Source organism: Natrinema hispanicum (assembly GCF_004217335.1).
Taxonomy (GTDB): Archaea; Halobacteriota; Halobacteria; order Halobacteriales; family Natrialbaceae; genus Natrinema; species Natrinema hispanicum.
This window is the reverse complement of record NZ_SHMP01000004.1, coordinates 1,033,753-1,059,878: the sequence shown is the minus strand read 5'-3', so window position 1 is coordinate 1,059,878 and position 26,126 is coordinate 1,033,753. Positions and strand designations below refer to the sequence as shown.

Here is a 26,126-nt window from a genome sequence, read left to right as displayed (position 1 = left end):
TGAAACGATACCCTTAAACGGAAGACGCCCATCGATCCAAGTACGGGACCGTGGGGTAGTGGTATCCTCTGCGGATGGGGTCCGTAGGACCCGAGTTCAATTCTCGGCGGTCCCATTTTCACGACTTCTCAAATGAAGAGTGGCATGACTGTTATGGCGAAGAGTGAAAATGGAAGTAACGAGTAGCTTTGCTCCGATCATGGTCCTCGATGCATTCTCTTAAACTTGTGACTGAGCTGCTGTTATCGCGAAGCGATACTAAGTGAAGTCGTCCGTGTAGCTACGAGTAGCCTCGAGACAGAGCGTCGTTTACCGTACGAAACGAGGCGTCACTACCGGGACAGACGTTGTGTCCGCTCACCGGTCAAACGGTCTCGTCTGCCGCACCCAGACGACTGTTGCTCTTCCGCAACGTTCACAGATACCGATTTTCCGGTGCTTCTCCGTACCGGTCTCGACTATCACAGTTACTGTTTATAGTCGATATATATTTGTTGTAATTCTTTGCTGTCCCTGCTGCTCGCCGTGTCTGCCCGTTCGAGGTTGCAAAACGGGTCCGCGGACAGTAGCAATCGATGACTTGCGATGTGTCACACTCTCTGGCATGATGGTTTCCGCATCATGCAACACTAAGCGGCCGCAACTTCTTGTTGACGCAAGCGGCGACGCTTGGAGTGGACACTAAGAGCGCTACTTACGACCGACGAATAAGAGATCAATCGAGTGTTGGGAACTCCGAACCGGTTCACACTACCGTTTTGTCCGCCTCTGTGACTGACGTGTGATCGACCACGTTCACGTCTCCCGTCTCGTCGATCGAGACCATGTAATCGTTGTACGTGAACTTGACTGTGGACGGAACCCGCTCGCCATCAACCGACTGGAAGAGTGAGTCAAGTGCGTCCGTGTCAATGACATAGTGAAGCGGTGGCCGAAGCTCTTCCGGTGAAACCCCTTCTTGTTTGGCGATTTCTTCGACAACCGTGAGGCTGACTGAGTGAGTGCTTTGCACAATCACCGCTGCCAGATACCGATATATAAAATCGACCGTTCCTCTAATGACGTGCGTCAGACAGCCCACTGTGAATAATTTTTCATAGGTGGTTTCCTAATTTGGGATCCTATGACTGTTAGTAATCACTTTACGGTAATCAGAGATTGAAAATGAAGATTCAGTGATAGATACGTATCGATTCCCTGTTCTTGAGCCGACTCGAGGACAGTGAGTCCGACGAGTCGGCGACCAACGGTTGAAGGCTTTGACCGACAGTCGAGACTGTCGAACCGAGGGTTCACTTTCACTCTGGTGCCCAAACGCTCTTACACGCCGCCCCCGGAGACGACGGTAATGGACGGGGACGAGCGTCTCGAGCTGCCGGTTGCCGACGATTCGCTGCCGTTCGATCCGGCCGCCGTCACGATCAGGGATAGCGATGTCTTCGACTCTCTCGAGCCGGCAGTCCAGGAATGGTGGCTCGAGGAATTCGGCGAGTTCGTCCCCGAAAATGAAGGGTTCTTCACGCCGCCACAGCGGGGTGCGATCCCGAAAATCGACGCAGGGACGAACACGTTGGTCTGTGCGCCGACGGGGAGCGGCAAGACGATGTCGTCGTTTCTCTCGATTATCAACTCGCTGTACCGGCGGGAACGAGATGCCGACGACGTCGACGGGCAGCGCCCACCTGGACGGGAGACGGAGTCTCCCGCTGGCCTCGAGAACTCGGTGTACTGTCTCTACATCTCGCCGCTGAAATCCCTCGCGAACGATATTCACCGCAACCTCGAGGTGCCACTCGACGGCATCGAGGAGATTGCGGCCGAGCGCGACGACGCGTCGATGGGCGAAATCCGCCACGCGATCCGCCACGGCGATACCGATTCGAGCGACCGCCAGCGGATGCTCGAGGAGACACCCCACATCCTCAATACGACGCCGGAGACGCTCGCAATCTTGCTCAACTCGCCGAAGTTCCGCGAGAAACTTCGCACCGTCGAGTACGTCATCGTCGACGAGATCCACTCGCTGGCGGCGAGCAAGCGGGGGACCCATCTTGCGGTGAGTCTCGAGCGCCTCGAGACGATGGCCGACGGTGAGATCACGCGAATCGGCTGTTCGGCGACGATCGAGCCGCTGTCCCGTGTCGCGGAGTTTCTGGTGGGCCGCGACGAGCCGGGTGGTGAGCCGCGTGACTACGAGATCGTCGATGCCCGCTTTGCCCGCGAGTTCGACCTGCAACTCGAGTGTCCGACCGCCGACCTGATCAACACGTCCCGCGAGGTGGTCCAGGAGCGATTCTATCGACAGCTTCACAATCATATCCAGGACCACACGAATACCCTCGTATTTACCAACACGCGCTCGGGCGCGGAGCGAGTCCTCCACAACCTCCGGGAACGCTTCGACGCTTACGACGAGACCAACTCGGCCTGTCACCACGGGAGCCTCTCGAAGGAAGTCCGCCAGGACGTCGAGGGGCGGCTAAAAGACGGCAATCTCGAGGTCGTCACCACCTCGACGAGCCTCGAGCTGGGAATCGACATGCCCCATATCGACCTCGTGGTGCAGGTCGGCTCGCCCAAAAGCGTCGCCGCCCTGCTCCAGCGGGTCGGGCGGGCAGGCCACCGCGTCGGCCAAACTGTGACAGGACGGGTGATCGCGCTCGACCGGGACGAACTCATCGAGTGTGCGGTCATGCTCAAGACGGCCACGGAGGGGTTCGTCGATTCGGTGTCGATCCCCGAGAACGCTCAGGACGTGGCCGCCCAGCACGTCTACGGGATGGCGATCGCCGAGATCCGCCCCGAATCAGAACTGAGAGAGATCCTCCGGCGGGCGTATCCCTACCGCAACTACACGGACGAGGAGTACGAGTCGCTCATGCGGTATCTCACCGCCGAGTACGCCGGCCTCGAGGACAAGAACGTCTATGCGAAGGTCTGGCGAGACGAAAACGATCCGCCGGACGGCGAACACTACCACGACGCGTACCCGGTCGGCGAGTCACTGATCGGCAAACGCGGCCGACTCGCGCGGGTCATCTATATGACCAACATCGGGACGATCCCCGACTCGTTTACCTGTGACGTCCACACGCGGGCGAGCGACGAGTGGGTCGGCCAGCTGGACGAACAGTATCTCGATACCTTGGAGAAAGGCGACGTCTTCGTACTGGGCGGCGATCACTTCGAGTACCGCTATCGGCGCGGCTCGAAGGTCTACGTCGATCGCACGAGCGCTCGCCCGACCGTCCCCTCGTGGTACTCCGAGCGGCTGCCCCTCTCGTACGATCTGGGCCGTGAGATCCTCGCGTTTCAGGGCGAGCTCCTCGAGCGCTACGACGCTGGCGGGCCGCCGCGGGTTCGCGCGTGGCTTCGGGAGTTTCCACTTGACGACGACAGCGTCCGCGCGATCGCTCGGCTGTTCGATCATCACGTGCAGTACGCTGGCAGAGAGAGCGTGAGCACGCCTGACCGGCTCGCGATCGAGGTCGTCCGCGATCGCGAGGAGTACGAACGCCACTACTACGTTCGCTCGAACTACGGCCGGAAGGTCAACGATGGCCTTTCTCGCCTGCTCGCCTATCGCTGTGCCCAGGAAGCGACGGCGAACGTCCGTGTCGCGGTCGCGGACAACGGCTTCGTCCTCTCGATGCCGCTCAACCGGAAAGTCGATCTCGAGGGGATCGTCGCCGACATCGAGGCCGACGACGTCCGTACGGATCTCCGGGCGGCGCTGTCGGGGACCGACCTGCTCCAGCGCTATTTCCGGATCAACGCGACCCGCTCGCTGATGATCCTCAAACGCTACAAGGGCTACGAGAAGTCCGCCAGCGAACAGCAGGTCTCGAGCGAGATGTTGCTGGGCTTCGCTGAAGATCTCGAGGACTTCGCCGTGATCGAGGAAACGTATCGCGAAATCTTGGAGGACAAACTCAACGTCACTGAGATCGAGGCCATCGTCGATGCAATTGATGGGGGCGAGCTTGACCTCTCGCGGCAACTCCTCGACTCGCCGACGCCGCGGGCGTTCGGGCTCGCGACGCTGTCGGCCAGCGACGTCGTCCTCGCAGAAGACGAAAGCGCCGCCCTCCAGTCGTTTCACGAGCACGTCCTCGAGGAGATCGGCGAGGAGTCGCTGGTGGGGCTCTCGACGACTCGAGACGCCGACTCGCAACGCCGCTGACGTCATTGCATGCAAACGCACGACAGCCGTCCGATCGATCTAATATCAATCTATATCAGTGCCGCCACGACAGTTGCACTAGCATGAGCAGCGATCCACCGAACTGGGATTTTAAAGATCGGGATATCGCGATTCTCACCGAGCTCGCCGACGATCCACAGCTCTCCTCGCGGGAGCTCACCACGGTTCTCGAGGATAAGTACGACATCGACGTCTCCCACGTCACCGTCAGCGAGTCGATCCGACGGATGCGCGATGAGGGGGTTTTCCGAGAGGCGATCATCCCCAACGAGGAATATTATATCTTTGCGCTGTTCGAGTTCAAATTCAATACTGAACACTTCGCCGACCACTGGCGTGCCGCGATGGAGGACATCCGAGCGGACAAACATACCCTGTTTTTCTTCCTCGCCGATGGGGAGTACCAGTGGAAGACGATCATGATGTTTCGCGACCGGCAGGAAGTTCCCAAGTGGATCCACGACTGCTACTCGAAACACGGCAAGGTCATCGAGAACGTTCGAAACTCGGCGGTTCATAACGTCCTCAAGTTCCAGACTGATCCCCAGATCTACGAGGACCTCGGCAAGGAACGCAGCGAGCGGTGACGACCCGTTCTATCGCGGTTCTACAGGAATAGAGACGTTCGCATACCGTCTCTGTGGTATCTTCCTGATTCGAGCGGTACAGGGCATGGACCACCTGCTGTGGTTTTGTCACGCTGTGTCCGGTTGCTCTCCATCGAGGATCTCGAGCACCTCTTCGGGCGTGTCAATACGATAGGAGACGGCTGGACCATCGTCAGCGCCGAAGGCCACGCCACACATCCCCACTTCGGCGGCCCCTTTCACGTCGTGTGTGTACCGATCACCGATCATCAGCGATCGTCCCGGTTCGGCGTCGGCTTTCTCGAGGGCCGTCTCGAAGATGGCCGGGTCGGGCTTGGTCCGACCGACTTCTTCGGACGTGGTCATCGAGTCGAGGTGCTTACAGACGCCGAACCCCTCGAGTATGGCACGCCCCTCCGCGTCGTCGATATCGCTGACGACGCCGACGTGGACGTCCCGGTCGGCCAGTCGCGCGATCGTCTCGGGTGCACCCGAGACCGGCTCGAGCGACGACCGGATAACGTCGTCGACGTGTGGGTGCCACTCGTCTCGGGGCACCTCCTCGCCGACGATCGCCTCGATACCGCGGTGGTAGGCCTCGCGAGCAGCGCGGAACTCGGTCCCATCGCGCTCACGAAAATACTCCCCGACGGTCGTCTGCCACGTGTCGATGGCCGCCTCGAGCGTCGTCTCGATGCCGTGGTGCTCGAGGAGGCGTGCGACGAACTCGGCGTGGGCTCGCTGGACGGAGTCGAGCGCAAGGATGACGCCACCGATGTCCCAGAAGACGGCCTCCCAGCCGTCGGTCGACTCGCAGCCACTCATCGGTCTCTGACAGCGACCGCGAGCCACTTAACGATATGTTCTGACACAGTTACTACTAGACGGGGTCTGCAAGTGAAGCGACAACTAGTGACCAGTCACCTGCTTTATTCTTCGTACGGCTGGACGACGACGAACCCGTCCGAGCCAGTAAATTCCATCTGGATACTTTCTCCGGAGGTTTGACCGATCTCGATCGTTTTATTGGTCGCAAACGACGGCGAGAGATTGGTACTCCAGGCGACGGTCGCATCCGGGTCCGTGACCACCGGCGGTGTCATCACCAGTGGATCGCCGTGCGTCGAAATCGCGACCGACCCGGGACCAGTGAGATAGACGTTCGTCAGGCCCCCGGCAGCGACTTCCGAGAGGCTGCTAATCGTGTTGATCTCGTAGTCGACCGTTGATTCGAACGCGAGCACGTCAGTGCCGTTGACCGAAATCGACTGGTCCGAATCGAGCTCGAGGAGCTGGACTTTCTTTCCCTGATCGGCGACGTAGAGATGCCCCTCCCCTTCGGCTTCCATCACCGGTGTCCCTTCGCTGGACACCGCATCCTTGACGAACCCGGTCAGTCCGCCTTCGGCAGACGACTTTCCGGTGAAGGTCAGCTCGCCGGTATACCCGATCATCGAGCCGGCTTTTACCATCACCGTTCCATCGACGGCGATGTCGAGCAGTCGTTTATTGGCTTTTTCGAAGCCGCTGTGATCTGCTTTCGGTTCGTTCGAGTGTACGAACTCTTCCAAGTCCATAATGACAGTCCATTAATTTGTACAGCGGTTTGAATGTTTCCTCGAGTTTCATTATCGTCGGACTTGTCGGAAGCTGGCACCCGAGATGGGTATGCCGGAGATAAACAGGAGACAGCTCGTCTCCGGTTTCCATACAGCCAAAAGGCAGTACGCCAACTGTGTATGACGATGACTGACAGAGATGTCCACCTTCCCGTCGCCGCACAGCCGACGATCGACTCGATCGTCGACTATACGCAGGCGGCTGAAGACGCCGGCTACGACTGTGCATGGCTCCCCGAGACGTGGGGTCGCGACGCCGTCACCGTCCTTTCGGCGATGGCCGAGCGAACGGAGTCGATCGATGTCGGCTCGAGCATCTTCAACACCTACTCGCGGTCGCCGGCCTTGCTGGGTCAGACGGCGGCGACGCTCCAGGAACTCTCCGAGGGCCGGTTCCGGCTGGGACTCGGCCCGAGTGGCCCCGTCGTGATCGAAAACTGGCACGGGATGACGTACGGCAACCCGCTCAAACGAACCCGCGAGACAGTCGAGATCGTCCGGCAAGTCCTCTCCGGCGACCCCGTCGACTACGACGGCGACGACTTCGAGCTGTCGGGGTTTCGCCTGCGCTGTGACCCGCCGGAAACGACACCGCCGATCGAGGTCACCGGCATGGGACCCAAGGCGGTCGAACTCGCGGGTCGCTTTGCCGATGGCTGGCACGGCATCATGCTCACGCCCGAGGGGATCGACACGCGACTCGAGGATATCGAGCGCGGTGCTGCCCTCGGTGATCGTGACCCTGATGACGTCCGAGTCACTGCCGGCGTCACCTGCTGCGTACTGGACGATCCCCAGAAAGCCCGCGCGCTCGCCCGCCAGCACGTCGCCTTCTATATCGGCGGGATGGGGACGTTCTACCGAGATTCCCTCGAGCGTCAGGGCTACGACGAGGCAGCTGACATTTACGACGCCTGGCAGGCTGGCGACCGCGAGCGCGCGCTCGAACTCGTCGACGAGGACATCCTCGACGACCTCTGTGCGGTCGGCGATCCGGAGACGGCTCGCGAGCAACTCGCACGCTACGAGGCGATCGACGGGCTCGACGCCATCGCGGTCAGTTTCCCGCGTGGTGCTGACGAGGAGGGGATTCGCCGGACGATGGACGCGGTCGCGCCTGACGTCTGATACGGTCTGCTGTAACGATTTGCCGGTGCAACCGCAGTATGGGTTGCGGTTGCACCGGAAATGACTTACAGTAGTCCGTATGAGCGAATCGAGAAGCGAGTTCTTCGACAGCTACAAGCCGCGCATCGACCCAGTTCGTGGTATGCCCGGCAAGGTGAGTCCGGACGACCTGCTCACGCACGTCTTTCAGCGAACGGGGGCAGCCGAGACCGACGAGACGATATTACAGGGCCCGGCCGAGGGCGAGGACGCCGCCGCGATCGACTGGCCCGATGGCGAGGGAACGCTCGTGGTCAGCTCCGATCCGATTTCGCTGGCCGCCTCGCAGGTCGGCCAACTCGGTATCGCTGTCGCCACCAACGACATCGCCGTCTCGGGAGCCGACCCGCGCTGGCTGACTGCCGTTGTGTTGCTTCCAACCGGCGTCAACACGGACGTCCTCGAGGAAATCTCTCGTGACCTCGACGCCGCAGCGCGTGAACTCGGCGCGTCGATCGTCGGTGGTCACTCGGAGTACGTCGATCAACTCGAGCGGCCGCTGCTCTCGCTGACGGCGATGGGAGCGACCGAGCGGTACGTTCCGACTGGCGGAGCCGAGCCAGGCGATGCCGTCATCCTCACCAAGGCGGCAGGTATCGAGGGGTCGGCCATCCTCGCGGCCGATTTCGGCGATGACCTCGACATCGATCCAGCGGTCCGCGAGCGCGCTGCGGGCTATCTCGAGGAGATCAGTGTTGTTCCCGAGGCCCAAATCGTCCGCGAGTACGCGACGGCGATGCACGATCCCACAGAAGGCGGCGTCACGTCGGGCTTGCTCGAGGTGGCCCGCGCCTCGGGCGTCCGGCTCGAAATAGACTGCGACGACGTCCCGGTTCGCGAGGCCACAGCGACGCTGTGTGCTGCCGCCGGCGTTGATCCGCTGCGAATCTTCGGCTCCGGCGCGTTGCTCGCGACCGTCCCCGAGGACGTGCTTGATTCGTGTCTCTCCGATCTCGAGGACGCAGGGATCGAAGCAGCGGCGATCGGCACCGTCGGCGCACTCGAGAGTGACGATCCCGAACTCGTTCTCGACAGTGAGTCGATTACCGGGCCGATCGAAGACGAGCTGTATCCGCTCTGGGAGCAGGCCGATCGCGAAGGGTGATCGGCTCGAGCACGCGAGTTCCGAGCGCGTCGACGACAATCAGACCGTCTGAGAGGAGTCCGTCTCAGTCGAGTCGGACGGCTGTGCCGTACGCGATGACTTCCGAGCCGCCGTTTGCGATCTCGGAACTCTCGAGTCGGACGTTGACGACGGCGTCGGCACCCATGGACTCTGCGTCCGCGACCATGCGTGACATCGCCTCGTCGCGCGCATCGGTCAGCAGTTCCGAGTATGCTTTGAGCTCACCGCCGGTGATATTACGGAGCGACTGTGTGATATCGCGGCCGACGTTTCGCGCTTTGACCGTATTGCCGCGTGCGATGCCAAGCGATTCTTGAATCTCGCGGCCGGGGACCGTTTCAGTGGTGACGAGTTCCATGCACGATAATATAGGGCTGCTAACAATAAGTATTGTTTCGATAGTGTGAGAGTCTGCGTGATATTGGACACCAGCGAATCGACGGCGCTACCACTGCCCGTCGGACGACACTCACCGCGACTCGAGTGCGTCGACCTCGAGGCGACCGACGGCGGCTGGCGCGAGGAGGATGCTGGCAACGAGGATCGCGTAGAGCACGACTAGTAGGGGTTCGACCGCTTCGACGGCCGATTCAGCGGCTTGGACGACGGCCACGAATCCCCCACCGACGAGGAAAAGGACGAGTCCCTCGAGCCGGGAACGCAGTTCTGGCAGGGCCGAAAGCCGTCGCGAGCCCAGCAGGCCGCCGATCGAGCCGCCAAGGCCAAGCAACGAGTCGGTCGTCCCGGCGGCGATGACGACCGCGGGAATCGAGAGGACGAACGCGACCGCGAAGCCGATCGTCGGATCGCCACCCGTGAGCCGGTCCATGGCGACGACGAACGCGACCCCGAGGACCGCACCGACGATCACGTCGCCGAGGTAATGGACACCGAGAACGACCCGCGAAAGCGAGACGAGGACGACGAGCGTCCCGGCAGTAAGCAGCGCCCGTCGGTCCCCCGTTCGGTCGTACGCAGAGACGAGACCGCCGTAGACGACGGCAGCGGCGAAAGCATGTCCGCTCGGGAAGCCGTAGCCGGTGCGTTCGTCCTCGAGTGCCACGAGCATGGCATCTGCTGGCGGCCGCGGCAGCGCAAACAGCGTCTTGAGCGAGAGCATGAGCGCCAGTCCGGCGACCGCGTAACTGATCACGAGCGCGCTCCGGCGACGACTCGACCACCAGAATAGCACCGAAAGGAGGAGCATAAGTGCAGTCGTTCCGCCAAGGTCGGTGATGAAGACGACGACCTCTGCGTACTCGGCGGTGACGGCATCCCGGACGAGCGCACTCTGCTCCTCGAGTCGCATGTCATCGGTCGTTACGCTCAGCGGAAGATAAATGTCGGAGTTTCATGCCGTCCAGGCACGTTACCGTCGTGCCCATGCGAGCATTCGCTCGTAGACCGGATCGGACGCAAGTGCCTGCGCGTCGCCGACCAGTACGAGCGCGCGTTTGGGCCGGGTCAACGCGACGTTGATCCGGCGATAATCCTCGAAGATCGGCCCCTCGAGCGTGCCGGTCGCGGTAAAGGAGACGATGATGACCTCCTGACTCGAGCCCTGGAAGCGGTCGACGGTGTCGACGGCGACATCGTCTGGGACGTGATTCGAGATTTCCGAGACCTGCGCACGGAAGGGTGCGATGACACCGATCTCGGAGCGCTCGAGACCGGCGGCCTCGTACGCCTCGATCAGGTCGGCGATCTGGGCGGCTTCCTCGCTGTCGGTGTACCGGCTTCGATCACCCTCGACGCCGACGAACGAAACTGGATTCTGCAACTTTGAGGGCAGCGCCTCGCTGGAGACACCCTCGAGATCGTCGAGCATCCGACTCGCGACCGATGGCGTCGCAGGCCGGAGTTGGCCGTCGTAGAATTCAGTGGAGGCAAATGCCTGAATGCGCTGGTTCATCCGGTATTGGCGGTCGAGCATGACGCCGGCATCGGGATACAGATCGACGAGCCGTTCAAATAGCGACTCGGAAAGATCGTTTTCAGCGCGCACGACGGGCGGGAGCTGCTCGTGGTCGCCGACGAGGACGAACCGCTCGGCCAGGTTGATCGCTGCACAGGTACCGGGTTCGGTGAGCTGGGCGGCCTCGTCGACCAGCGCCACGTCGAAGGCCTGTTCTTTCATCACCCGCGAACCACAGGTCGCGGTCGTCGCCGCCACGACCTGTGCGTTTTGCAGTTTCGCGACGCGGTCGTCGGGGTCGCCCGCGCGCTCGAGCCGATACGGTTCCATATCCTCGCGGACGCCGCTTTCGGAGCCGACGCGGACGACGCGGTCGGTATCGATTACGTCCCCTAACTGCTCGAGGGTGGCCTCGAGGGCGTTGTCGACGGCACGATTCGTAAAGGCCGATAGCAGGACGCGCTCGCCGCGCTCGACCATCGCACGGATGGCTTGGGCGATGGTGTAGGTCTTCCCGGTGCCCGGCGGGCCGTGGATCAGCGCACAGTCTCGCGCGCCGACAGCTTTCGTCACGGCCTCGTTCTGGGCGTCGTTGTTGTCGATGAACGTCTCCTCGATCTTATCGAATTCGGGTTCCGCGCGCCCGAACAGGATATCCTTGCGTCGCGCGTCGCCTTTCAGGAGCGCATCGTGCATCGCGACGAGCAGCCGATCGGTCGTCAGTTCGGACGGATAGACGTCGAGGCGTGTGACTTCGACTGGCTCGTCTGCTGTCAGCACGATCTCGTCGTCTAACCGCTCGATCCGCGCCAACTCGGAGTCACCGCGAACCGGGTGGCCGTCGCTGGCGAGGACGAGATCGCCCTCACGGAGCTTCGAGGTCGCACCACCCTCGCGGCGCGCTCTGAGTTCCCAACGTCCGCCCTCGAGCGACCGTTTTTCGACGAACTCGAGGTCGATCAGCGCGCGGTCGTCGTCGGCCCGTTCCTCGGCGCTCTGTTCCCAGAGTTTGGCGTATTCGCGGTGGACCTCACGGCGTTCCTCCTCGATCGCCCGGTAGAAGCGCTCGAAGTACTCGCGTTCCGCCTCGGGTAGCGCTTGGCCGATCTGGCCGGCCTTGGAGTCCTGATCGAGGCGGCCGGAGACGACCATGCAAGTGTCCTGCTCGAAACAGTATTCACACTTCGCGTCGGCCTCGTAGCCCGTCGGGATGTCGCCCGACATCTCCATCGCCGCGATCTCGTTGCGCAGGCGGACAACGTACTTCAGGAGGCCATCGCCCATCGAGAAGTCCTTTGCAGGGGTGAGGTCGCCGGTCTCCTCGTTACGATCGAGCGCCGAGTTCTTCGTATAGAGTAAGGTTCCGGTGTCGACGTCGCCGCCGTGTTCCTCGAGCAACAGCGCGTAACAGGCGGCCTGGACCTTGTCCTTGAACCGCGGTTCTTTTTTCAGGTTCTTCCCCGTCTTGAGTTCGACCGGCGCGCCCCGCCGGATGGCGTCGGCCCGCCCGCGGATGCCGAAGGTTTCGCTGATGAGCAGTTGTTCCGAGCGCCAGTTGTCGTCCTCGGTGAGCCGGCCCTGCTCGAGCCAGCCCTCAATCGCTTTGGCGTTCTCACGGACGTCCTCGGCGACGGCCTCGGGCGTCTCACCCAGCAGGCCGAGTTGGAGACCGCGTTCCTCGACGCGGGCCTCGATCGACTCCTCGAGGTCGCGGCCCCGCAAGAGGTCGCCGAAGACCTCGTGAACGAGTGTCCCCTTGACGACGGGGTAGTTCAGCGGGACGCCCGAGAGCTTGTTCAGGTAGTACAGCCGGGGACACTCGACCCAGTTGCGGATCGACGTGACGCTGACCAGAAAAGAGGGTTCGACGACGACATACGAGTCGCCCGTGGTCGCGTACTGTGTCTCACCTCGGAACTCCTCTTCTTTCGCGTTCGTCACGAGCAGTTCCATCCCCGGCTCAAGCAACGCCGCAGACTCGGTCCACTTATTCCAGAGCGTCACCGTCGTCGTCTCGTCGCCGTCCGTGACGGCCGCCGTTCCGCCGTCGCTGAGCGCCGGCGTGGCGTCGCCGGGCGGTTCGATCCCGTCGTCGGCCAGTCGAAGCGGCACCTCGGCGAGTTCGCTTTCGCCGTAGCTCGTCGACACCGACCGCACGTCGACCTCGTCAGCGACGGTTCCGCGTACGTACACAGCCTACTGTCACGGTCGAGTGATCAAAAACGCTATCGGTCGCTCGGCTATGGCCAGCGAGCGAGATGCGCTGAGGGCAGTCGCGTTCACCCGTCGATAAAACGCGTTTACTGTCCGTTTCAGTGAGATGCGGAACTGTCTCTGTTATCAATCGAACCGTGATGAGAAGAACGGACGCGGACGCTTTTGCGAGTGAGCGCCAACCGCTGTCTGCTATGAGTGACCCTAACAGCGACGACCGTCGGTCGGGTGGCCCGCCCGAGGACGGCACTGACGACGGGCCACCAAACCGCATCGAAACGGCAGCGGCCAACATCGATTCGGGCACCGGCGCCGGTGATCGAACGGATACAGGCCGTGACCCACGTGACGAGCCGACCCAGGTCGCAGACGAGGAGCGCCGGCGCAAGACATCGGTCATCAGCCTGCTCGTCGCCGCCCTCGGCGTCTGGGTCGCGCTGTCGACGGTCGTCCTCGAGACCGTGGCGGCACCACTCTGGAACAACGTGCTGGTCGGCCTCGTCATCGGCGTCGCGGCGGGCTACAACTACTACCGTCTGGCCAACGACATCCCGCTTAGTACCGCCATCGCGTCGCTGGTCGCCATCCTTGGTATCTGGCTCATCGTCTCGGCAGCACTGCTCGAGATGACTGGCGGCCCGTTCTGGAACACGATCGCGTCCGGGCTGTTGGTCGCCAGCCTTGCGGGATACAACGCCTACGAGGCCCGCGACGCACGGACGGTCGCAACCGAACCCGAGACGGATATTTAGATCCGTTTCGGTCCGTCGTCGGCCTCGAGGCGACGGATGCGGTGTTCGGCAGCGTGGTGGCTCATCGCAACGGCGGCAAATATCACCATTACGGCGGCAAAACCGACCGAGACGGCTGGCGAGACGCCGTTGACGTAGCTATTGCCGAGTTGTCCCAGTGCCAGTGCAAGCGGAGCAAACGTCAGCAGCGAACTTTTCACCGGCGTGGCACGAAACAGTTCGACAAACGAGAGTAAGTGACGGCCGGACATAGGGAAAGCGTCGGTTACGTTCCCTGTGATGGGAGCTGTCGTATCCCTTTTGATTCTGTCTCACATCCACGCGCTGCGTGGCTCGAATCTGTCGTTGTCTTGCGTAACAGTCGTTTCGGGGCGTCTGTCGAGGTAATCGATACGTTCTTTCTGCCGGCAATCTAACCGGCGCGTATGCGGATACGCGAGTGGCAGGACATACTCGAGGACGTCACGGAGCGAGCTGTCGATCCGGAGGACTGGCGCGCCGTCGCCGGTGACCGCGCCGGTGGCGTCGGCGAAGACATGTACCTCGCGCATCCCCGGGCCGGCGTCTTCTTCCTGAAAACGTACGCGAAAAACCCCTTCGAGGTCCGCGGCGTCGGGACACGGGTCGCCCGCAATCTGGATGACGAAATCGGCTCGTTCATGCCCGAACGCGACGCGGGTGGCCGCTTTGCGGTCCAATCCCCGCCCGAAGACGAAGCGCAGGCCGAGACCGTCGGGAAGCGTCTCGAGACCGTCCTCGAGACGCACGCGGACGCGCCGACCCGCCCACAGGACCTCTTCGACGACGTGATGGAGGCCATCGAGAGTCCCGCCTTCGGACCGATGGCGTACGATCAGTACGATCGGCCCGACGAACTCGAGGGGCTCGCCGAGCGCTTCGAGGAGGCCGACGAGCTACTGAACAGCGAACTCGACGACCTGATCGAGACGGACGAAGTCGATCGGGGCTTCATGTGAGACTGCCGGTCGAGGAGCAGTAACCTGCGTTCGCGTCCGGTGGCTCTTTGGGAGCAGGCTTCGAGCATAGTGCTATGTCACCGAGTGCCGAGTCGATCGTCCGCGACTACTACGACGCACTCCGCAACGGCGAGCCTCTCGTGCCCTACTTCCGTGACGACGCGTCGACCGTCAAGTTCGGTATCAGCGAGTCCCTGTTCGGGAGCGACGAAATCGCGCGAGCGCTCGCAGAACAGACCGAAACGACCGACGACTGGACGGTCAGCAGTCGGCATCTCGTCGTCGACGAGCACGACGAGTTCGCGACGACGGCCGACAACGTCACGATGGCCTGGACGGACACGACAAGCGGCGATCGACACCGCTTCGACAGTCGCTGGAGCGCCACGCTCGTAAAGCGGGCATCGGCCAGCGACGGTGCGCGCGACTGGCGATTTGCCATGATGCACGTCAGCGCGCCACATGACTTATGAGCCGGGATCGCGGCCCACAGCGTGGCCCGTCGCGCTCGAGGACGCAGCCGAACGCGGCCGATCAGCTCAAAATCGTGTTCGTGTTGCTGGTCGGGCTTTCAGGCGGCCTGATTGCCTTCCAGAGTGACGCCTCGCTGGTGGTAATAGGTGGTGCGATGCTTGGCGGTATCGTCGCCGGTGGCGCGTTGCTGTGGTACCTCGTCTGGATCCTGACCGACTAGGGGTCACAGAATCAACCTCGAGCGCGGTTAGCGATCGACGCGTCGAATCCACAGGTCCGGCGCGTCGAGTTCGTCGTGGGTCGGCAGGTTCTCCGGGTGGTCCCAGACGAGCCCCGCCGTCTCGAGGTCGCGGACGGCGACGACGTGTTCGAAGAAGTTCTTGCCGCGTTCGTACTGACGCTGCTTGAGTCCGAGGCCGAGCAGGCGACGGAGCAGCCGTTGGAGTGGACCGCGGCCCTGTCGGCGCTCGTCGAGTTTCCGTCGCAGGTCCTCGTACTCGTCGTCGAAGGCGTGATCCATCAGCAGTTCGGCATACCCCTCGACGACGGTCATCGCGGCGTCGAGGTCGCGGAACGCCTCGCGGTTGAACGACCCTTCCGAGAGGGTGGCGATCCCGTCTTCCATGCGGGTTTCGAGGTGGTCTGAGAGCCACGGTGCGGCCCCGAACTCGGCGGCGTGGGTCACCTCGTGGAAGGCGATCCAGCGACGGAACCGGTCGGCGTCCACGTCGAGCGTGTCGGCTGCGTTGCGGATGTTCGGCCGAACGAAGTACAGCGCGTGGTCGTCGTCGGGCATATCGGCCAGCAGGAGTGGGTCATACTGCCCCAGAACGTTCCGTCCGAGGAAGGAAAGGAGAACGGTCATCGTCCCCGTGTTGATCGTCCGGGCGACGCCGGGGAACGCGCCGGTGTGGGTCTCGAGGGTGCTCATGACCCGCTCGAAGGTGGCGACGTTGGCGTCGATCCAGTGATGGCGGTTCTGGATCTCGATGGTTTCGGGCACGTCGAATTCGACGCCGGAGACCGCTCGTACGGCTGCCCGCGCATCCCGAACGTCGCGGGCGTATCCCTCGCGCTCGCCGGGCTCGAGCTTGAGCGTGCCGGGATCGGTCGCCGCCTTGGCGGCGTCGGCGGCCGATCGCCAGTCGATCGCATCGGAACCGGACGCCCCGGCGACGGCCCGGGCGCTACGATAGAGATTCACGACGATGACTAGGGGAAGGAAGCGCAAAAGCGTTCGGCTCGCCTCGAGTCGATGTGAATGTGGCGCTGTCGAGACGGGTCCGGACAGCCGTCTTCGACGGCGAGTGGTGGTTACGTAACGATGACGTCGGGTTCTTCTTCAGACTCGAGTTCGTCTTCCTCGTCGCTCCCACCACGGAACTTCTTGGCGGCGACGGCGATGCCGACGAGGACGGCGAGTGCGACCAGCGCGCCGACGGCGCTTTTGCCTCTGCCACCGGAGTCGTCGGCTGCAGCCACACCCTCCTCAGATTCGGTCTCAGTTTCGGAGTCCGTCTCCGCTGTCGGTTCCGTGCTCCCGATCGGAAGCGTCTCGCCGATCGTTCCCGGTCCGAACTGTGTGTCGCCGTCGAAGTGCAATTCGATGAGAGTGAACTTCTTGTCGCCCATGCGTAGCCGGTCCACGAGCGGACACTTAGCCGTTTGGTTAGGTCCAACCGGTTGACTCGTCGATGAAATATGGCTGTACTGGACTCCGGACCGGTACGATTAAGTGCTCATCTCCTGCGGTGTTGCGTATGAGTGGACGACCGCTGGACGTCCTCGAGGCGTCGCTCGGTGACCGCGTCACGGTACGACTCAAGAGTGGCGACGAACACGTTGGCGAACTCGCCGGCTACGATCAGCATATGAATCTGGTGCTCGAAGACGTGACGATCCCTGTCGAGGGTAGCGTCGAAGAGGATGCCCCGGTCGAAGACACAACCATTATACGCGGCGACAACGTCGTCTCGATCACTCCATGACTGGTGCAGGAACCCCGACCCAAGGCAAGAAAAACAAGACGACCCACACCAAGTGTCGTCGCTGCGGAGAGAAGTCCTACCACACGAAGAAGAAGGTCTGCTCGTCGTGCGGCTTCGGCAAATCGGCCAAACGCCGCGACTACGAGTGGCAGTCGAAAGCCGGCGACAACTGATCTTTCCGGTTTCTCTTTCCATTCCATCGGCTTCGTGATATAGCGGTGCCGCCGTCGCGTGCAGTCCGCCGTTGCACGCTGTCGGAACTGAACCACCGATGGACAGCCCTTAGTTCCGAGCCGCTAACACTCCCGTATGGAAACCACAGACGCCTTTACCGGTCTCGAGTGTGTCGACTGCGGGGCCACCGTCGACGCCGCTGCGGAGTCTCATCGTTGCCCGGACTGTGACGGCACGCTCGACCCGACCTACGAGTACGACGCGATCGACCTCGACCGCGAGACGCTCGCCGCCCGGCCGTTCGACGGGCAGTGGCGCTATGCGGAGTTGCTCCCGTTTTCTCGGGAGTCAGCGGTGACGACAGGGGAGGGCGCGACCGCACTGGTCGACTGCCCCGATCTGGCCGCCGAACTCGGCGTCGAGCGTGTGCTGATCAAAGACGAGGGCCGGAACCCGACAGGCTCGAGGACGGACCGCGGCGCATCGGTCGCCGTCACGGCGGCAGCCCAACACGGTGCGACCGACGTCGCGCTGCCCTCGACGGGGAACAGCGGGCAGGCTGTCGCGGCCTACGCGGCCCGTGCGGGACTCGAGGCACACGCGTATCTCCCCTCGCGTTCGGGCTTTACGAACAAGGCGATGGTCAACGTCCATGGCGGCGACATGAACGTCGTCGGCGGCCGCTTTGGCGACGCCGTCGGAGCCTTCGAGGAGGGACTGGGCGAACACGACGACTGGTACTCCCTCCGATCGTTCGAGACTCCCTATCGCCACGAGGGCGCGAAGACGCTGTTCTACGAACTCGTCGAACAGCTCGAGTGGGAGGTCCCCGACGTGATCTGTTACCCCACCGGGGACGGCGTCGGCCTCGTCGGTGCAGCCAAGGCCGCAGCCGAGTACCGCAAACTCGGCCTGACAGACGAGACGCCCGCGCTGTATGCGACGCAGGCAGCAGGCTGTGCCCCGATCGTCGAGGCGTTCGACGCCGACCGCGACGACCACGAGCCGGTCGAGCACCCGGACACAATCTGTGGTGAACTCGAGATTCCCGACCCCGTTGCAAGCCCGCGCGTCCTCGAGGCCATCCGTGAAACTGATGGCGGTGCGATCGCGACCGATGATCCGGACATCCTCGAGGCCGCGGTGCGGGTCGCGCAGGCGACCGGACTCGAGCCGATCCCGAGCGCTGCGGCAGCCGCAAGCGGGGCGTGGGGACTCGCAGAGCGCGGTGCGTTCGACGGCGACGAGACTGGTCGTCATCGTCAACACTGGTGCGGGGAACAAGGAAGCCGACGTGTTGCGCAGCCACCTGATGAGTCAGGGAATCTGAACGGCACCCGTTCCGCCACTCAGTACTCGGTGATATCGACCCCGAAAGCCGCTCAAAACCGATAGCAGCCGGTTAGATCCCCGTTCTGGGATTGATGGCGACCACCGACAGTGTCTTGACTGCGAGACGAGTAGACGAAACGAGTACCAATGTGTGAACATTCACCAGAGTGTTCGAACGGGGACATGTGCCAGCTCGTTCTCAAGAACGGGCAAACCGGTCTGGAGACCGCTGAATACTACTGCAAGGCCCACCTCGTGCTTCGGATCTGGGAGGTCGAAAACGACAGCACGCTACAAGCTGTCAGCGCCGAGCAATTGTAATCCAGGGCGCACACGAGGGCACTCGCGCGCCGGAATGGGTTGCGGGCCGTCAGGACTCGAGCGCGGGACTGACCACGGCAGTCTCGTCGGGTGCCACGCGGACGCTCGAGACGGGGGCGTTCCGTAGCGCTTTTGCTGGTTGTCTGGCAACGACGCGGTATGACTACCCCCTGGGACGACTGGAATCACGTTCTCAAGATCGATCCGGACAAGGAGTTACCCGAGGGTGTGACCTACGGCGATCTCTGTGCGACTGGTACTGACGCGATTGAAGTCGGCGGGACGATGGGCATCACCGAGGAAAACATGAGTGCCGTCATCGAGGCCTGTGCTGAACACGATGTCCCGCTCTATCAGGAACCCTCGAACCCACAGGTCGTCCTCGAAGACGACGCGCTCGACGGCTATCTCATCCCGACGGTGTTCAACGCCGGCTCGCCGTTCTGGATCACCGAGGCCCACAAGGAATGGGTCCGACTCGACGACGACCTCGACTGGGAGCGGACGACGACGGAGGCCTACATCGTCATGAACCCCGAGGCCGACGTGGCGACGCTGACGGAGGCCAACTGCGACCTCGAGGCCGACGACGTCGCCGCCTACGCGACGGTCGCCGAGAGGATGTTCGGCCAGGAGATCGTCTACGTCGAATATTCGGGCATGCTCGGTGACGAAGGCGTCGTCGATGCCGCAGCCAACGCAGTCGACGACGCGACGCTGTTCTACGGTGGGGGGATCCACGATTACGACTCCGCGTACTCGATGGCCCAGTACGCCGACGTCATCGTCGTCGGTGACCTCGCACACGACGAGGGTATCGAAGCGGTCCAGGAAACGGTCGAAGCAGCAAACGACGCATAAACGCGACTGTCTCTCGTCGCCCCCGAGCAGGACAACTCTCTCCCCACATATCGATCCGCTGTGGATTTCACGACCCAGTGAGTATCGGTCGTGCAGTCACCGCACGTGAGGGGGAGTGGCGCTGAAGACGAGTCGTCTCGGAGCACTCAAGAGATTCGTTCTCGTAGGAGCGCCTAATGGGTCAGGAGCTCCTCGACGTATTGTTTGGCGATCCATTTGCGGTGATGAACACGATCGGGTTGATCGCGTTCGCCCTCGTCGGATCGTCGAAGGCGATCCGTGAGGAATTCGACGTGCTCGGCATTACGATCGTTGGGTTGGCAATGGCATTCGGCGGTGGGGCAACACGTGATATTCTCGTGAGGCGGGTTCCATTAGCACTGCAGTCCCCGATCGAAATCAGTCTGGGGCTGTTTGGAGTCGGGTTAGCGATCGCACTGACAGTCGTCCTCTCCTCTCCAGAGACGCATCCAATAACGCTTGTCTCGGATGCGATCGGGCTTGCTGCCTTTACAACAGCTGGTGCGATCGTCGCAACCGAGGCAGGTGTGTCAGTATTTGGTGTCGTTACGATCGCAACGATCAACGCCGTCGGTGGTGGTGCGTTCGCAGATATCCTTCTCGACCGCTCCCCGTTCATCCTCTTCGAAGATTTCTATGCCAGTTGTGCAGTCCTCGGCGGGAGTGCATACTGGCTCGTGGGAACGGTCGGCGCAACTGGAAGTACGGCCGCTGTGGTGTGTGCGGTCGTGACTGTCGTGACTCGGCTCGCTGCAGTTACGTATAACTGGGATCTCCCGACAGTGCAGAATTTAGAACTCCTCCGGAATTGATCGACCCAACAGTCGGGCAACGTGGCCCACAGCGGTGTTGCCGAACTGCTATGCCGCCCGTTACTCGGCGACGAGCTCTCGCAGCCGCGGCAAGACAGTCGTCACGTCCTCGCGATAGACGACGTCGGCGAGGCTGTCATACGGTGTCGACTCGAGGTTGACGATCCCAACCGTCGCGTCGGTTTCCGCGGCAAGCCGCGGGAGCGAGGCAGCGGGCTGGACGCTCAGCGAGGAGCCGATCGCAAGGAAGACGTCGCTCTCGCGGGCGAGCGATCGCGCACGCTGGATCGCTGCACCCGGCAACTGTTCGCCGAAGAGGACGATGTCGGGCTTGAAGACGCCGCCACAGTCACAGGTCGGCGGCAAGTCGCCGGCGGCTGCACGCTCGATGATTGGCTCACTGTCACGGCGGCTCCCACAGTCCTGACAGCGAACCCGCTGGGCGTTTCCGTGGAGTTCGAGGATCGTCGTGGTGGCTGTGGCCGATTCGGCGGCATCAGCCGTGACCGTGTCGGCCGCCACACCGTGTAGTCCGTCCGTATTCTGGGTGCAGATCGCCTCGAGGGTACCTGCACGCCCCATCGCGGCCAGCGCTTCGTGGGCCGCGTTCGGGTCGGGATCGTCGCCGAACAGCTCTCGCTGGAGGTCGACACGGTCGTCCCAGAAGCCCGCGGGATCGCGTTGGAACCGCCCGTAGGCGAACTGTCCCTCGTCGAACCGATCCCAGACGCCGTCGTCACCGCGGAACGTCGGCACGCCCGATGGGGCTGAGATACCCGCGCCAGTCAGGGCCACAACGGTGTCTGCACGCCGGATGTCGTCGGCGAGTCGCTCGAGGTCGTCCATATCGAGAGAGCGACGGTCGATCGATAAAAGCGAGGTGGATCGGTCGCTCGATTATCCCATTGCCGACGTGTACCTGGCGGCTAGCGTCGCTTCGATCCGCTGGAGGTGTTCGCTGACGGTCCCCGTCGCGAGATCGAGTTTCGAGGCCAGTTCCCGGTGTGTCGTCTCGCGTGGCACCTCGTAGTACCCCTCGCTGACGGCGAGTTCGAACAGTTCCCGCTGGCGGGCGGTCAGCGTCGGCGAGGACTGGCCACCGCCGGGGTCGTACTCACCCAGCCGCTGGAGATCGAGGTCGATCCCGTCTGGAAGCGCCGCGGCGGCGTGCTGGATCGCCCGGCTCGTCCCGAGCGCCGTCACCTCGAGCCCGCGCGCCGCGTCGGTGTCGACGTAGGTCATCGGCCAGTCGAGGACGATTTCGTGCTCGCGGAGGATCGACAGCAACTCGTCGACGGGTTCGACGACCTGACACTGTACGTAGGCGACGCCACGGTCGTCCGCCCCGGCGACGTCGTACTCGAGTGCCTCTGGACAGTCGGCGAGCAACGCGCGGGCCCGTTCGAGGTCGCCACGAAGCTCAAGGAGTTCGACGTATCGCTGTTCGTGGACCGGGTTCAAGTAGCGGATCGCCTCGATCGAGACTGCGTCGCTACGACCGAAACGGTCGTCGATCGCGTTGAGCCGACCGTCGGCCCACGTCAGTACCATCGTGGCGTATCTCATCGCTGATCACCGTCAGCGGCGTCGTCAGCCGGCGTGTTTGCGATCGGAGTGACGGACGAACTCATGGCGGTCCGTATCGCCCCTCGAGTTAAAAACACCTAGCGTGCTCGGCCATACAGAAAGGTGGCCGCAGGTCCTTTATCCAGCTACGAATGCGCTACGATACGGCTGCGACCGCTGACCGCTATCCGCCGGGACCCGATGGGCTCCCGCTGCTTGGCAATCAGGTCGCGTTCCTCCGCGATCCATACGGCTTTATGACGCAAACGGCCCGCGAGTACGGCGATATCGCCTCCTGGAAGGACCCCGAGGGGCGGGTCTACCAGTTGAACCATCCCGACTACATCGAGCACGTCCTCGTCCAGAACAACGAGAACTACGTCAAAGGCGACCGGTTTCAGCGCGTCCTCGGGCCGCTTACTGGCAAGGGCATTCTTAACAGTGAAGGCGCGGTCTGGCGACGCAACCGCCACCTGATCCAGCCCGCGTTCCACCCTGACCGGATCCAGGAGTACGCGACGATGATGACCGAGTTCACCGAGGAGGCCCTTGAGTCGTGGGACGACGGCCAGACGCGGCTCGTCCACGAGGATATGATGGAAGTGACGCTGAAGATCGTCGCCCGGGCGCTGTTCGGAGTCGACGTCGACGAGCACGTCGACACTATCGGCTCGGCACTCGAGCAGTTCATGGAAGCCTCCGAGAGCCTCTCGAACTACGTCCTGCCACCGAACGTCCCGACGCCGGCCAGACGGCAGATCCAGCGCGCTCGCGAAGACCTCGACGAGGTCGTCTATCGGCTGATCGAGCAACGGCGGACCAACCCGACGGATCACGACGTTATCTCGAAACTGCTCGAGGCGACCGACGACGCCGGCAACGGGATGTCGGACGAACAGATCCGGGACGAAGTGGTCACGCTGTTGCTAGCCGGCCACGAGACGACGGCGCTGTCGCTGACGCTGACGATGTATCTCCTCTCGAAGAACCCGCAGGTCGAGCAACGGCTCGTCGCGGAACTCGAGGATGTCCTCGGCGACCGGACGCCGACGATGGGCGACCTTGCTGACCTTACGTACACCGAACGCGTCGTCAAAGAGTCGATGCGACTCTACCCGCCCGTGCCGGGGATCGTCCGCGAACCGGTCAAACCCGACGTCATCGACGGCTACGAGATCGAACCGGGATCGACTGTCCGGATGCACCAGTGGGTCGTCCACCGCGACCCCCGGTGGTACGACGACCCGCTCGCGTTCCGGCCGGAACGGTGGACTGACGACCTCGAGAGCGAGCTTCCGAAACTGGCGTACTTCCCGTTCGCGGCAGGTCCGCGTCGCTGTATCGGCGACCGCTTTGCGATGCTCGAGGCCCGGCTCATCCTCGCGACGGTCTACCGTGACTACCACCTCGAACTCGTCCCCGGGACGGATCTGGATCTGATGGCGACAGTAACCGCGCGGCCGAAACACGAGATTCCGATGACTGTCCACGAACGCTGAGCGGGTTTTGTCGCTCGGGAACCCATCCCGCACATCGCGGTAATCCACGGGTGCGAACGGCTGCGTTTAAGTTCCGCCTGCGTGAATCAGGTGGTATGCAGAACAGAACCTACACTGCCGACGCCGAGCCGGGCGACGACGTCACCGTCGCCGGCTGGGTCCACGAGATCCGCGATCTCGGTGGCATCGCCTTCCTGATTCTCCGAGACACCTCGGGTAAGATCCAGATCAAGTTCGAGAAAGACGAGATGGACGAGGATCTCGTCGAGACCGGACTGGGCGTCTCTCGCGAGAGCGTCGTCAAAGTCTCCGGCGCGGTCGAAGAAGAGCCGCGCGCGCCGACGGGCGTCGAAGTCACGCCCGAGTCCGTTGAGGTCGTCGCCCCTGCCGACCCCGAACTGCCGCTTGACCCCTCCGGCAAGGTCGACGCCGATCTCTCGACGCGACTGGATAACCGCACCCTCGACCTGCGCAAGGACGAGGTTCAGGCCATCTTCGAGATCCGCTCGGAGATTCTGCGCGCGGTCCGCGACCAGTTCCGCGAGTTCCGCTGTACGGAGATCACCACGCCGAAGATCGTCGCGACCGGGACCGAAGGCGGCACCGAACTCTTCCCGATCACCTACTTCGGCGAAGAAGCGTTCATGAACCAGTCGCCACAGCTGTTCAAACAGCTGATCGCTGGCTCCAACGTCGAGCGCGTCTTCGAGATCGGCCCGATCTTCCGCGCCGAGGAACACAACACGCCCCGACACTTGAACGAGGCCACCTCGATCGACTTCGAGGGCGCGTTCTGTGACCAGAACGACGCCATGGATGTCGTCGAAGGCGTCGTCAAAGCAGCCTACGAGGCCATCGCCGAGAACTGCAGCGAGGAACTCGAGGCGCTCGGCCTCGAGGACGAGTTTGAGGCCCCCGACGGAGACTTCCCGCGTATCAGCTACGAGGACGCCATCGAGCGCATCAACGCGACGGGCGAACTCGACGAACAACTCGTCTGGGGCGACGACCTCTCGACGGAGGCCGAGAAAGCACTCGGCGACGACGTCGGCGGCCACTACTTCATCACGGACTGGCCAAGCGAGATCAAGCCGTTCTATATCAAAGATCACGACGACGATCCCGACCTCTCGACTGGCTTCGACCTGATGCACCCGCGCATGGAACTGGTCTCGGGTGGCCAGCGCGAACACCGCCACGAGAAGCTCATCGAAGGCTTCGAACAGCAGGGCCTCGATCCCGACCAGTTCGAGTACTACACGAAGATGTTCAAGTACGGCATGCCGCCTCACGCCGGCTTCGGCCTCGGTGGCGAGCGCCTGATCATGACGATCCTCGGGCTGGACAACATCCGAGAGGCTGTGTTGTTCCCGCGAGACCGGCAGCGGCTGTCGCCGTAGGCGGCACACCTGGGAGCTAGCGAGACGACCGACGGAAGTCTCGCCAGACCGACAGCGGCTATCGCCGTAAGCGACGGCGCAACTCCGAAACGCGCTTTTTTGAGTGACCGCTCGAGGGAGACAGCTACCTGCCCCGAAAGCAAGGGAGTGCTGTCAGATCATCAGAAAACGGAGAGAGCGGCAGGATCAGACGACGAACGCCCACGCGAGTGCGACTGCCGTTCCGCCGAGGGTCGCGCTCAGTGCGGCGTGAGTGCGGAGCCGATCTCGGTGGAGGTGACTGTCGCCGTCGGCGGGGCACGTTTCACTGCCAGTGGTACACTCCGGGAGCAGGTCAACGGCGACGTGGAGGAACACGCCGGCCGCGATACCGAAGAGCAGTCCCCGCAGCGTACTCGCCGGTGCGAATCCGACGATGCCGACCGGGAGGGCAACGAGCCCGACAGCCGCCGCTGGCAACAGCAGCGGCACCACGGATCGTCCCTGTGCCGCGAGTCGTCGCGCTGCCGCGTATCCAGCGGGTGCCTTGTGCGAGATCAGTGCGACGCCGAGAATCGACGACAGCGACGGCATCGCGGTGTAGATCGCACCGATGATGGCACCCGCAGAGAGCGCGTGGACGGTCAACTCGGCTGCGGTGCTGTCGATCGGCAGGTTCAGGTGCGTAAATCGGTGGCCGACCGTGTGCCCGACGTATCCACCGAGGAATCCGATCGCGATCCCGAGACTTCCGAGACGGCCGTGCTGGCCCAGCGCTTGCGGAACGAGAAAGAGCGCAGCGCTCGTGACCATCGCACCGCTTGCGAGTCCGTACCCCCAAATCGGCTCGAGCGGATGCTCGGACTGTACTGCACGCGCCCCAAGCGGTGCGCCGATCGCCATTGCCGCAAACGCCGTCCAGGAGATCGCGACGAGTTTCCAGTTGACGCCAGCGAGTGTTGCGACTCCCGAGAGGGCGATCAGTGCGAGCAGTCCCCCACCCCCGACGATCCAATCGGAGTCGGAACGGATGCGATGCCAGCTCTCCGTGATGGATTGTAGCTTGCTGGTTTGCACTATTGCTTATTAATAACTATGCTCTATATCTTATTAACTCTTGTGGTGGCACACATACTGT

At 62.7% G+C, this 26,126-nt stretch carries 27 protein-coding genes, 1 tRNA gene and 1 pseudogene; 17 read left to right on the top strand and 12 right to left on the bottom strand.

Annotated elements, in window-relative coordinates; all coding sequences use genetic code 11:
• Positions 1 to 44 precede the first annotated feature (44 nt).
• Positions 45 to 115: transfer RNA gene (locus BDK88_RS12055), tRNA-Pro, on the top strand.
• A gap of 630 nt (positions 116 to 745) precedes the next feature.
• On the opposite strand, the gene BDK88_RS12050 is transcribed toward BDK88_RS12055, so the two are convergent.
• Positions 746 to 1,012, bottom strand: coding sequence for a HalOD1 output domain-containing protein (locus BDK88_RS12050; RefSeq protein WP_130500589.1), 267 nt, complete (start codon positions 1,010 to 1,012; stop codon positions 746 to 748).
• A gap of 336 nt (positions 1,013 to 1,348) precedes the next feature.
• Here BDK88_RS12050 and BDK88_RS12045 point away from each other — a divergent pair, with 336 nt between their 5' ends.
• The gene (locus BDK88_RS12045) at positions 1,349 to 4,183 is read left to right on the top strand and encodes an ATP-dependent helicase (RefSeq protein WP_130500588.1); all 2,835 of its coding nucleotides are present in this window, start codon (positions 1,349 to 1,351) and stop codon (positions 4,181 to 4,183) included.
• Positions 4,184 to 4,266: 83 nt separating this feature from the next.
• On the top strand, positions 4,267 to 4,791 hold the full coding sequence (locus BDK88_RS12040) for an Lrp/AsnC family transcriptional regulator (RefSeq protein ID WP_092929636.1): 525 nt from the start codon (positions 4,267 to 4,269) through the stop codon (positions 4,789 to 4,791).
• A gap of 108 nt (positions 4,792 to 4,899) precedes the next feature.
• On the opposite strand, the gene BDK88_RS12035 is transcribed toward BDK88_RS12040, so the two are convergent.
• The gene (locus tag BDK88_RS12035) at positions 4,900 to 5,616 is read right to left on the bottom strand and encodes an HAD family hydrolase (protein ID WP_130500587.1); all 717 of its coding nucleotides are present in this window, start codon (positions 5,614 to 5,616) and stop codon (positions 4,900 to 4,902) included.
• A 104-nt stretch (positions 5,617 to 5,720) separates the two neighbouring features.
• The gene (locus tag BDK88_RS12030) at positions 5,721 to 6,368 is read right to left on the bottom strand and encodes an AIM24 family protein (RefSeq protein WP_130500586.1); all 648 of its coding nucleotides are present in this window, start codon (positions 6,366 to 6,368) and stop codon (positions 5,721 to 5,723) included.
• Positions 6,369 to 6,536: 168 nt separating this feature from the next.
• Between BDK88_RS12030 and BDK88_RS12025 the strand changes: the two genes are divergently transcribed.
• Positions 6,537 to 7,538, top strand: a complete 1,002-nt coding sequence (locus BDK88_RS12025) for a TIGR04024 family LLM class F420-dependent oxidoreductase (protein ID WP_130500585.1) — start codon at positions 6,537 to 6,539, stop codon at positions 7,536 to 7,538.
• Positions 7,539 to 7,680: 142 nt separating this feature from the next.
• On the top strand, positions 7,681 to 8,682 hold the full coding sequence (locus tag BDK88_RS12020; protein ID WP_130500640.1) for an AIR synthase family protein: 1,002 nt from the start codon (positions 7,681 to 7,683) through the stop codon (positions 8,680 to 8,682).
• Positions 8,683 to 8,746: 64 nt separating this feature from the next.
• Here the strand turns inward: BDK88_RS12020 and BDK88_RS12015 are convergent, their stop codons facing one another.
• The 3 genes from BDK88_RS12015 to BDK88_RS12005 form a co-directional block, all read right to left on the bottom strand.
• Positions 8,747 to 9,061 (bottom strand): YbjQ family protein, encoded by a 315-nt coding sequence (locus tag BDK88_RS12015; RefSeq protein WP_130500584.1) that lies wholly within the window; start codon positions 9,059 to 9,061, stop codon positions 8,747 to 8,749.
• Between the two features lie 111 nt (positions 9,062 to 9,172).
• Positions 9,173 to 10,012: a phosphatase PAP2 family protein gene (locus BDK88_RS12010; protein WP_207225279.1), complete on the bottom strand. Its 840-nt coding sequence runs from the start codon at positions 10,010 to 10,012 to the stop codon at positions 9,173 to 9,175.
• 60 nt (positions 10,013 to 10,072) lie between these two features.
• Complete coding sequence (locus BDK88_RS12005) at positions 10,073 to 12,811, bottom strand: AAA domain-containing protein (protein ID WP_130500583.1); 2,739 nt, start codon at positions 12,809 to 12,811, stop codon at positions 10,073 to 10,075.
• Between the two features lie 215 nt (positions 12,812 to 13,026).
• Between BDK88_RS12005 and BDK88_RS12000 the strand changes: the two genes are divergently transcribed.
• A complete protein-coding gene (locus BDK88_RS12000) occupies positions 13,027 to 13,584 on the top strand; it encodes an SPW repeat domain-containing protein (RefSeq protein ID WP_130500582.1) in 558 nt (185 codons plus the stop codon).
• Here the strand turns inward: BDK88_RS12000 and BDK88_RS11995 are convergent.
• Complete coding sequence (locus BDK88_RS11995; RefSeq protein WP_130500581.1) at positions 13,581 to 13,835, bottom strand: hypothetical protein; 255 nt, start codon at positions 13,833 to 13,835, stop codon at positions 13,581 to 13,583. The genes BDK88_RS12000 and BDK88_RS11995 overlap by 4 nt on opposite strands.
• Positions 13,836 to 14,009: 174 nt before the next feature.
• Between BDK88_RS11995 and BDK88_RS11990 the strand changes: the two genes are divergently transcribed.
• The 3 genes from BDK88_RS11990 to BDK88_RS11980 all read left to right on the top strand — a co-directional run bounded on the left by BDK88_RS11990 (position 14,010) and on the right by BDK88_RS11980 (position 15,255).
• Complete coding sequence (locus BDK88_RS11990) at positions 14,010 to 14,561, top strand: hypothetical protein (protein WP_130500580.1); 552 nt, start codon at positions 14,010 to 14,012, stop codon at positions 14,559 to 14,561.
• A gap of 74 nt (positions 14,562 to 14,635) precedes the next feature.
• Positions 14,636 to 15,034: a nuclear transport factor 2 family protein gene (locus BDK88_RS11985; RefSeq protein ID WP_130500579.1), complete on the top strand. Its 399-nt coding sequence runs from the start codon at positions 14,636 to 14,638 to the stop codon at positions 15,032 to 15,034.
• Positions 15,031 to 15,255 (top strand): hypothetical protein, encoded by a 225-nt coding sequence (locus BDK88_RS11980; RefSeq protein WP_130500578.1) that lies wholly within the window; start codon positions 15,031 to 15,033, stop codon positions 15,253 to 15,255. The genes BDK88_RS11985 and BDK88_RS11980 overlap by 4 nt, the downstream gene beginning before the upstream one ends.
• Before the next feature lie 27 nt (positions 15,256 to 15,282).
• On the opposite strand, the gene BDK88_RS11975 is transcribed toward BDK88_RS11980, so the two are convergent.
• Positions 15,283 to 16,239, bottom strand: a complete 957-nt coding sequence (locus BDK88_RS11975; protein WP_130500577.1) for a zinc-dependent metalloprotease — start codon at positions 16,237 to 16,239, stop codon at positions 15,283 to 15,285.
• 110 nt (positions 16,240 to 16,349) lie between these two features.
• On the bottom strand, positions 16,350 to 16,667 hold the full coding sequence (locus BDK88_RS11970; RefSeq protein WP_130500576.1) for a hypothetical protein: 318 nt from the start codon (positions 16,665 to 16,667) through the stop codon (positions 16,350 to 16,352).
• A 128-nt stretch (positions 16,668 to 16,795) separates the two neighbouring features.
• On the opposite strand from BDK88_RS11970, the gene BDK88_RS11965 reads away from it, so the two are divergent.
• The 6 genes and pseudogenes from BDK88_RS11965 (at position 16,796) to BDK88_RS11945 (ending at position 20,544) form a co-directional block, all read left to right on the top strand.
• A complete protein-coding gene (locus BDK88_RS11965) occupies positions 16,796 to 17,023 on the top strand; it encodes an LSM domain-containing protein (RefSeq protein WP_008011591.1) in 228 nt (75 codons plus the stop codon).
• Positions 17,020 to 17,196, top strand: coding sequence for a 50S ribosomal protein L37e (locus tag BDK88_RS11960; RefSeq protein ID WP_092929608.1), 177 nt, complete (start codon positions 17,020 to 17,022; stop codon positions 17,194 to 17,196). Before BDK88_RS11965 ends, BDK88_RS11960 begins: the two co-directional genes overlap by 4 nt.
• Positions 17,197 to 17,332: 136 nt before the next feature.
• Positions 17,333 to 18,527: pseudogene (locus BDK88_RS11955) on the top strand (threonine synthase).
• A gap of 149 nt (positions 18,528 to 18,676) precedes the next feature.
• Positions 18,677 to 18,850, top strand: a complete 174-nt coding sequence (locus tag BDK88_RS21210) for a hypothetical protein (protein WP_165396959.1) — start codon at positions 18,677 to 18,679, stop codon at positions 18,848 to 18,850.
• Between the two features lie 159 nt (positions 18,851 to 19,009).
• Positions 19,010 to 19,711: a phosphoglycerol geranylgeranyltransferase gene (locus tag BDK88_RS11950; RefSeq protein WP_130500575.1), complete on the top strand. Its 702-nt coding sequence runs from the start codon at positions 19,010 to 19,012 to the stop codon at positions 19,709 to 19,711.
• Between the two features lie 176 nt (positions 19,712 to 19,887).
• Positions 19,888 to 20,544: a trimeric intracellular cation channel family protein gene (locus BDK88_RS11945; protein ID WP_130500574.1), complete on the top strand. Its 657-nt coding sequence runs from the start codon at positions 19,888 to 19,890 to the stop codon at positions 20,542 to 20,544.
• A 60-nt stretch (positions 20,545 to 20,604) separates the two neighbouring features.
• On the opposite strand, the gene BDK88_RS11940 is transcribed toward BDK88_RS11945, so the two are convergent.
• Both BDK88_RS11940 and BDK88_RS11935 read right to left on the bottom strand, forming a co-directional pair.
• Complete coding sequence (locus tag BDK88_RS11940; RefSeq protein ID WP_130500573.1) at positions 20,605 to 21,390, bottom strand: SIR2 family NAD-dependent protein deacylase; 786 nt, start codon at positions 21,388 to 21,390, stop codon at positions 20,605 to 20,607.
• A gap of 51 nt (positions 21,391 to 21,441) precedes the next feature.
• Complete coding sequence (locus tag BDK88_RS11935) at positions 21,442 to 22,110, bottom strand: helix-turn-helix domain-containing protein (RefSeq protein ID WP_130500572.1); 669 nt, start codon at positions 22,108 to 22,110, stop codon at positions 21,442 to 21,444.
• Positions 22,111 to 22,262: 152 nt separating this feature from the next.
• Between BDK88_RS11935 and BDK88_RS11930 the strand changes: the two genes are divergently transcribed.
• Together BDK88_RS11930 and aspS are read left to right on the top strand one after the other, a co-directional pair.
• Entirely contained in the window at positions 22,263 to 23,609 is a 1,347-nt protein-coding gene (locus BDK88_RS11930) for a cytochrome P450 (protein ID WP_130500571.1), read from the top strand.
• 95 nt (positions 23,610 to 23,704) lie between these two features.
• Complete coding sequence (gene aspS / locus BDK88_RS11925) at positions 23,705 to 25,009, top strand: aspartate--tRNA(Asn) ligase (protein ID WP_130500570.1); 1,305 nt, start codon at positions 23,705 to 23,707, stop codon at positions 25,007 to 25,009.
• Positions 25,010 to 25,195: 186 nt separating this feature from the next.
• On the opposite strand, the gene BDK88_RS11920 is transcribed toward aspS, so the two are convergent.
• Positions 25,196 to 25,999: a ZIP family metal transporter gene (locus BDK88_RS11920; protein WP_165396961.1), complete on the bottom strand. Its 804-nt coding sequence runs from the start codon at positions 25,997 to 25,999 to the stop codon at positions 25,196 to 25,198.
• Positions 26,000 to 26,126 lie beyond the last annotated feature (127 nt).

Coding starts and splice junctions, on each gene's coding strand:
- aspS (WP_130500570.1), top strand. CDS start 23,705: ATGCAGAACAGAACCTACACTGCCGACGCCGAGCCGGGCGACGACGTC.
- BDK88_RS11980 (WP_130500578.1), top strand. CDS start 15,031: ATGAGCCGGGATCGCGGCCCACAGCGTGGCCCGTCGCGCTCGAGGACG.
- BDK88_RS12015 (WP_130500584.1), bottom strand. CDS start 9,061: ATGGAACTCGTCACCACTGAAACGGTCCCCGGCCGCGAGATTCAAGAA.
- BDK88_RS11940 (WP_130500573.1), bottom strand. CDS start 21,390: ATGGACGACCTCGAGCGACTCGCCGACGACATCCGGCGTGCAGACACC.
- BDK88_RS11950 (WP_130500575.1), top strand. CDS start 19,010: ATGACTACCCCCTGGGACGACTGGAATCACGTTCTCAAGATCGATCCG.
- BDK88_RS11965 (WP_008011591.1), top strand. CDS start 16,796: ATGAGTGGACGACCGCTGGACGTCCTCGAGGCGTCGCTCGGTGACCGC.
- BDK88_RS12030 (WP_130500586.1), bottom strand. CDS start 6,368: ATGGACTTGGAAGAGTTCGTACACTCGAACGAACCGAAAGCAGATCAC.
- BDK88_RS12020 (WP_130500640.1), top strand. CDS start 7,681: ATGCCCGGCAAGGTGAGTCCGGACGACCTGCTCACGCACGTCTTTCAG.
- BDK88_RS11985 (WP_130500579.1), top strand. CDS start 14,636: ATGTCACCGAGTGCCGAGTCGATCGTCCGCGACTACTACGACGCACTC.
- BDK88_RS11970 (WP_130500576.1), bottom strand. CDS start 16,667: ATGGGCGACAAGAAGTTCACTCTCATCGAATTGCACTTCGACGGCGAC.
- BDK88_RS12025 (WP_130500585.1), top strand. CDS start 6,537: ATGACTGACAGAGATGTCCACCTTCCCGTCGCCGCACAGCCGACGATC.
- BDK88_RS12045 (WP_130500588.1), top strand. CDS start 1,349: ATGGACGGGGACGAGCGTCTCGAGCTGCCGGTTGCCGACGATTCGCTG.
- BDK88_RS12010 (WP_207225279.1), bottom strand. CDS start 10,012: ATGCGACTCGAGGAGCAGAGTGCGCTCGTCCGGGATGCCGTCACCGCC.
- BDK88_RS11960 (WP_092929608.1), top strand. CDS start 17,020: ATGACTGGTGCAGGAACCCCGACCCAAGGCAAGAAAAACAAGACGACC.
- BDK88_RS11930 (WP_130500571.1), top strand. CDS start 22,263: ATGCGCTACGATACGGCTGCGACCGCTGACCGCTATCCGCCGGGACCC.
- BDK88_RS12040 (WP_092929636.1), top strand. CDS start 4,267: ATGAGCAGCGATCCACCGAACTGGGATTTTAAAGATCGGGATATCGCG.
- BDK88_RS12000 (WP_130500582.1), top strand. CDS start 13,027: ATGAGTGACCCTAACAGCGACGACCGTCGGTCGGGTGGCCCGCCCGAG.
- BDK88_RS11945 (WP_130500574.1), top strand. CDS start 19,888: ATGGGTCAGGAGCTCCTCGACGTATTGTTTGGCGATCCATTTGCGGTG.
- BDK88_RS12035 (WP_130500587.1), bottom strand. CDS start 5,616: ATGAGTGGCTGCGAGTCGACCGACGGCTGGGAGGCCGTCTTCTGGGAC.
- BDK88_RS11995 (WP_130500581.1), bottom strand. CDS start 13,835: ATGTCCGGCCGTCACTTACTCTCGTTTGTCGAACTGTTTCGTGCCACG.
- BDK88_RS11935 (WP_130500572.1), bottom strand. CDS start 22,110: ATGAGATACGCCACGATGGTACTGACGTGGGCCGACGGTCGGCTCAAC.
- BDK88_RS11990 (WP_130500580.1), top strand. CDS start 14,010: ATGCGGATACGCGAGTGGCAGGACATACTCGAGGACGTCACGGAGCGA.
- BDK88_RS21210 (WP_165396959.1), top strand. CDS start 18,677: ATGTGTGAACATTCACCAGAGTGTTCGAACGGGGACATGTGCCAGCTC.